Source organism: Paludibacterium sp. (assembly GCF_019232825.1).
GTDB lineage: Bacteria > Pseudomonadota > Gammaproteobacteria > Burkholderiales > Chromobacteriaceae > Paludibacterium.
Genome location: NZ_JAFAND010000069.1, coordinates 21,662 through 27,836, shown reverse-complemented (window position 1 = coordinate 27,836; position 6,175 = coordinate 21,662). Strand labels below are relative to the sequence as shown.

Genomic DNA, 6,175 nt, shown 5'->3' with positions numbered 1-6,175 from the left:
GGGCGGGCTGTCCTTGCCGCAGCGCCAACTTTCCCAGCAACACGTACGCCACCAGCGCGACGAATTTGGCGGTCAGCCAGCCGTCGACGAACGGATATTGGTGCAGTTGGCTGATCAGCCACAGCGCGGCCGTCAGCAGCGTGGTGTCGATCACGTGCGGCGCGATGCGCAGCAGCATCGAGCGCCGCCACGCCACGCCGGCCAGCTGCAAGCCGCCGCGCAACGCGAACAGACCGATGCTCAGCGCCGCGCAGGTCATGTGCACATCCTTGACGATGAAGTAATCCATAGTTCCGTTTCCGGTTAAGCCGCCGGCCGCACGATGAACACCGCCGGATCGTCGCCATGCTCAAGCAGCAGCTTCGCCACGCGATCTTGCCACAAACGGCCGAAGGCGAGGCGCTCATCCTCGCCGGCCTCGCCGGCCAAACAATGCGCCAACAACGATGACGCTTCCGGAACCTGCGGCACGCGGGCCACATCGGCCTCGGCATCGACGCTGGCGCCGGTATCGAGCCGAGTAAACCGCAACGCCAACGGCTGTTCCTCGGCAAAGGACAACAGCCCCTGACGCCTGAATTGCCCGCCCAGCCCCTTGAACCCGCCCTCGTCCGCCGCGCCGGTCAGCAACGTCACCACCTGCGCGATCACGCCGGTCACGCCCGTGGTCCGGTTTTCCGCCAGCATCACGCGCACGCCGCCGCGCACGGGCAGCGCCTGCGGATACAGCTGTTGCAGCGCCAAGTGGGTCAGCCAATAGGCGGAGGCCACCGTCGGGCAGGAATGGCCGGCCAGCTTGACCGCGTCTTCGTAACGGTACTCCAGCATGCCGCCCTGGGCCGCGCCGAGCATGGCCGCCAGCGGGTCGACCAAATGGATGGCGGGAATGCGGGCAAAAAATTCGGGGAAATACATGGTGACTCCTTATAAGAAATATTTTTTATATATCTTATAGAGCCACACGCAAGACGGCTTGATTCGAATCAAGGGTTCCGATTTTAACATATATTTTATATGCATCTTATTAAGATGTATGTTACATATATCTTATGTCCCACCCAGAGGAAAAAGCCATGAAGTCAACACGTCGTTTATGGGGATGGCTGGCGGTGATCTGCCTGCTGTCCTTCTCGGTCCTGCTGTATCTCGGCAAGGAGATCTATTTGGCGGCGCCGCCGATTCCCACCGCCGTGGTCGACGCCGGCGGCAAGGTGATCTTCACCGGCGAGCAGATTCAACGCGGCCAGCAAGTATGGCTCGCCTCGGGCGGCCAGCAAGTCGGCACCGTTTGGGGACATGGCAGCTATGTCGCGCCGGACTGGTCGGCCGACTGGCTGCACCGCGAAGCGCTGGCGTTGCGCGACATCTGGGCGCGCCAGGCCTATGGCCAGCCCTACCAGGCGCTCGACGCCGACCATCAGAGCCTGCTCGACGGCCGGCTACGTCAAGCGATGCGCAAGAACACCTATGATCCGCAAAGCGGCCGCATCACGATCAGCGCCGAACGCGCACAAGCCGTGGCGCAGATCGCCGCGCATTATGAAGGCCTGTATAGCGCCGACCCCGCCTTCGATACCTTGCGCGATCAATACGCGATGACCGCCAATGCCGTACCCGCCGCCAACGACCGTGAAGCGCTGGCATCGTTCTACTTCTGGTCCGCCTGGTCGGCCACCACCGATCGTCCGGGCGAAACCGACAAAACCTACACCAACAACTGGCCGCATGAACCGCTGGTCGGCAACACGCCCACCGCCGCCAACGGCCTGTGGTCGATCGCCAGCGTGGTGCTGCTGATCGCCGGTATCGCCGGCATGATCTGGTACCACTCCGCGCGCGGCGAAAGCGAGAGTGAGCACATCGCCACGCCGGCCAAGGACCCGCTGTTCAACCTCCGCCCCACTCCGTCGATGCGCGCCACGATGAAGTACTTCTATGTCGTCATCGGACTGTTGCTGGTCCAGGTCGGCATGGGCGCCGTCACCGCGCACTATACCGTCGAAGGACATAGCTTCTTCGGCATCCCGCTGGCGGAAGTATTGCCTTGGGTCGTCAGCCGCACCATCCACACCCAGCTGGGCGTGCTGTGGATCGCCACCGCCTGGCTCGCTACCGGCCTCTACATCTCCCCCGTGCTGTCGGGTTATGAACCCAAGCTGCAAAAACTCGGCGTCGACCTGCTGTTCTGGGCGCTGATTTTCATCGTCGTCGGCTCCACCGCCATGGGCTGGCTCGGCTCGCTGCAACATCTGGGCACCAACTTCAGCTTCTGGATCGGCAATCAGGGCCTGGCTTATACCAGCATGGGCCGTATGTGGCAGATTCTGCTGTTCGTCGGCTTGCTGTTCTGGCTGTTCCTGATGGGCCGCGCGCTGATGCCGGCGCTGAAAAACCGCCAGACCGAAGGCCGCGGCCTGATCGCCATGGTGTTCCTGTCGGCCACCTGTATCGGCCTGTTCTACGCGTCGTCGCTGGCCTGGGGGCAACACACCCACTACTCGATGATCGAATACTGGCGCTGGTGGCTGGTGCACCTGTGGGTGGAAGGCTTCTTTGAGGTCTTCGCCACCGCGGTGATCGCGCTGATCTTCTCCCGCCTCGGCCTGATCCGCATCGAAAGCGCCAACCGCGCCATCGTGATGGAAACCATCGTGTTCCTGTTCGGCGGCATCCTGGGCACGCTGCACCACCTGTACTTCACCGGCGCGACCACCGCGGTGATCGCCGTCGGCGCGGTCTTCTCCGCCTTCGAAGTGGTGCCGCTCGCGCTCGTGGGCCTGGAAGGCTGGCATACCTATCGCCAGACGCGCGCCGCGCCTTGGGTGGAAAACTACAAGTGGTCGATCCTGTGCTTCGTCGCCGTGGGCGTCTGGAACACCGTGGGCGCCGGTTTGCTCGGCTTCTCGATCAACCCGCCGATCTCGCTCTACTACGTGCAGGGCCTCAACATGACCCCGGCGCACGGCCATGCCGCCCTGTTCGGCGTCTACGGCATGCTCGGCATCGGCTTGATGCTGTTCTGCCTGCGCGGCATGACGGCGCGCGAGAACTGGGAAGACAAGTGGCTGAAGCCGAGCTTCTGGATGCTCAACATCGGGCTATTCATGATGGTGTTCTTCTCCATCCTGCCCTCCGGCATCTACCAAGCCTGGGCCTGCGTCAGCCGCGGCCTGTGGTATGCCCGCTCGCCCGAAGTCATCCACTCGCCGCTAATGCAGGATCTGGTCTGGCTGCGCGTGCCGGGTGACATCGTGTTCGCCGTGGGCGTGTGCTACCTCGGCTGGTTCGCGCTGCGGCTGATCGGCCGACGCGCCTCCCGCGCCGCGGTACCGCAAGAAATGTAATGAACGGGCGGCCTCAGCAATGAGGCCGCCGTTCACTGATATCGCCAAATAAGATATATAATCATTATATCTTCAAGGCGTTTCGATGGAACCATCATGCAGCTCAACCGTTTTACCGATTACGCCCTGCGCGTGTTGATCTATCTGGCCCATAAGGGCGACGAGCTGGCGACGATCCACGAAATCGCACTGGAATACGCACTGTCCGAGGGGCACTTGATGAAAGTGGTCCATCACCTGGGCAAGCGCGGCTATATCGTCACCTTGCGCGGCAAAGGCGGCGGCATGCGCCTGGCGCGCGCGCCGCAAGAGATCAACGTGGGCGCGGTGGTGCGCGACACCGAGGAGACGCTCAGCATCGTCGAATGCCTGAAGGATCACTACGAAGGGGATTGCAAGCTGTTCGGCGCTTGCAAGCTCATGGGGGTTTTACACGAGGCCAACCGGCTGTTTTTGAACCATCTGGATCAGTTCACACTGGCCGACCTGCTGCAGTCGCATACACCGCAAGGCCTTGGCGGATACCAGCCGATCACGCTACGCCCCTAATACGCACCCAAGCCGTCCAGCTTACCGGCACACTGCCGCCCGATATCGTATTTCAGGATGCAGCCCTTCAGCTGCGTCATCCAGCCGAACCCACGGTTCTTGAACACGAATTCCCGCCTATCGCCGGACTTCACCACCCCGCCCTCGCCGGCGCCGTGACTATCGGTGTAGTAAGCCCAGACGTCGTCCTGGCAGCCATTCGAGATCACCGCATGCTGATAGCCCACCGTATCGAGCCAATTCTTATCGACATGCAGGCACTGCGTGGCAAAGGCGCGGCGTTGCGTTTGCGCCTGCTGGATCGCTTGCTGTTGTTGCTGAACCTGGCTTTCCTCTTTTGCCAGCGCGGCGTTATATAACTGCTGATTGGAGGCCGCCTTGGCCGACGGGGCGGCGGGAGAAGGCGCATCCGCCGCGGCCGCGGCCGGCGTCGCCGACATATCCGGCATGACCGGCTGCCCGCCGGTCATCGTCTCGCCGGCCACCTGCATGGCCGCGCCATTCTGGCCGCCGGTGCCCGCGCCCACTCCCTGCAGCAGCTTGCCGATAGCTCCGACCACGTCGACGCTCTCGCCCGCCGGCGCGGGCTCGTCCGGCTGTTTTTGCGTCAATGCCAACAGATCGCGTCCCTCGGCCAGCGCCTGGTCCAGCGCCGGTTGATATTCCGGCAGGCCGGCGGCAATCACCGCGCCTCGAAACGCGCCCAAGCGGGCGAGATTCGCTTGATACACGCACAATTCCCAGGAACGCCCATCCCCGCCATACGACACCTGGGCCGGAGGCTTGCCGCAGGCACGATTCATCAGCATGTGGTCCGGATCGAAGGACTTTTGCGCCAACAGATTATGGGCAGTGGGAAAAGGCACCGGGGCACGGCCAAAATATTTGCCGTACAGCCCATCGAAGCGCTGCACCCGTGCCTCGGCATCCGATTGATTTTGTTGCCGCAAGGCCTGGAGATAGACTTTTCGCGCCGCGCCAGGGCTCCATGGCGACAGGTAATACGCTTTGCCCGCATAGACGGCCGCCTGCGCGGGATCATCCAACTTATCGCGGTAGAGCTGCTCGGCCAGCAGATAGGACAAACTGGCGCCCGGCGACGAGGACTCGCCGTCTTTCACCCACAGTGCCGCCGCCTGACGATAGTCACCCGCGGCTTGGGCAGCACTGGCTTGTTCGGCGTAGTTGGTGGTTTGGCAGCCCGCGAGCAAGGTCGAGGCCAGTAATGGGAGAATACGTCGTGTCGTCTTGTTCATGGCGCCATCGCGTAATGGTTCACAATACGCTATAGCAAATGAAGACGACGAACTGAAAGGAGGGTCATCGATGATGGTGCGAGCGGAGAGACTCGAACTCTCACGCCTTGCGGCGCTGGAACCTAAATCCAGTGCGTCTACCAATTCCGCCACGCTCGCCAAACACAATCAAAGCGACTAATATTGCTTCGCTTCGATCAAGGACGGCAATACTACCTGAAGCCCACCTTCGCGGCAACCCGGCGCACTTCGCTCTTGAAAGAAACTAATTTGGCTGCCATATGTCTTTCTGCACATGCAGTCCGCAATTTATAACTTACGGGAGAAATCCATATGCAACCGAACCTTCAGACGGCATATAGCGCTACCTTGGGCGACGCACGCCAAAAGGTTCTGCGCAACACCTACGCTCTACTCGGCCTTTCCCTGATTCCCACCGTGATCGGCGCGCTGATCGGCACGAACCTGAGCTTCATGTTCCTGCGCACGAGCCCGATCATGGGCATGCTGCTGATGCTGGCCGGTCTGTACGGCCTGATGTTCGCCATCGAGAAGAACCGCTATTCGCCGGTTGGCGCTTACCTGATGTTCGCCTTCACCTTCTTGATGGGCATTCTGCTTGGCCCGTTGTTGCAAGTGGCGCTGCGCCTGCAAAACGGCCCGGGCCTGATCATGGTCGCCGGCGGCGCCACCTCGCTGATCTTCCTGGTGATGGCCACCATCGGCGCCACCACCAAGCGTGACTTGTCCGGCGTCGGCAGCTTCCTCAGCGCGGGCTTCATCGTGCTGATGGTGGCGATGATCGCCAACATCTTCCTGCGCATCCCGATGTTCCAACTGGTGATCGCCGCGGGCTTCGCACTGTTTAGCGCGCTGATCATCATGTATCAGGTCAAGCAAGTGGTCGCCGGTGGCGAAACCAGCTACATCTCGGCCGCGCTGACCATCTACGTGTCGATCTACAACCTGTTCACCAGCCTGTTGCAGATCTTGATCGCGGTGAGCGGCAACAACCGCAACTAAGCG

General features: G+C 61.7%; 6 protein-coding genes and 1 tRNA gene. 3 read left to right on the top strand and 4 right to left on the bottom strand.

Annotated elements, in window-relative coordinates; genetic code table 11:
• Together JOZ06_RS09110 and JOZ06_RS09105 are read right to left on the bottom strand one after the other, a co-directional pair.
• A partial coding sequence (locus JOZ06_RS09110) for a SirB2 family protein (RefSeq protein WP_293231644.1) occupies positions 1-289 on the bottom strand: 289 nt, incomplete at its 3' end.
• Between the two features lie 14 nt (positions 290-303).
• Positions 304-915: a hypothetical protein gene (locus JOZ06_RS09105; RefSeq protein WP_293231641.1), complete on the bottom strand. Its 612-nt coding sequence runs from the start codon at positions 913-915 to the stop codon at positions 304-306.
• 158 nt (positions 916-1,073) lie between these two features.
• On the opposite strand from JOZ06_RS09105, the gene JOZ06_RS09100 reads away from it, so the two are divergent.
• Both JOZ06_RS09100 and JOZ06_RS09095 read left to right on the top strand, forming a co-directional pair.
• The gene (locus tag JOZ06_RS09100) at positions 1,074-3,344 is read left to right on the top strand and encodes a nitric-oxide reductase large subunit (RefSeq protein WP_293231639.1); all 2,271 of its coding nucleotides are present in this window, start codon (positions 1,074-1,076) and stop codon (positions 3,342-3,344) included.
• A 96-nt stretch (positions 3,345-3,440) separates the two neighbouring features.
• A complete protein-coding gene (locus JOZ06_RS09095; RefSeq protein ID WP_293231637.1) occupies positions 3,441-3,893 on the top strand; it encodes an Rrf2 family transcriptional regulator in 453 nt (150 codons plus the stop codon).
• On the opposite strand, the gene JOZ06_RS09090 is transcribed toward JOZ06_RS09095, so the two are convergent.
• Complete coding sequence (locus JOZ06_RS09090; protein ID WP_293231634.1) at positions 3,890-5,149, bottom strand: hypothetical protein; 1,260 nt, start codon at positions 5,147-5,149, stop codon at positions 3,890-3,892. The genes JOZ06_RS09095 and JOZ06_RS09090 overlap by 4 nt on opposite strands.
• A 74-nt stretch (positions 5,150-5,223) precedes the next feature.
• Positions 5,224-5,308: transfer RNA gene (locus tag JOZ06_RS09085), tRNA-Leu, on the bottom strand.
• Positions 5,309-5,482: 174 nt separating this feature from the next.
• Between JOZ06_RS09085 and JOZ06_RS09080 the strand changes: the two genes are divergently transcribed.
• On the top strand, positions 5,483-6,172 hold the full coding sequence (locus JOZ06_RS09080; protein WP_293231631.1) for a Bax inhibitor-1/YccA family protein: 690 nt from the start codon (positions 5,483-5,485) through the stop codon (positions 6,170-6,172).
• Positions 6,173-6,175 lie beyond the last annotated feature (3 nt).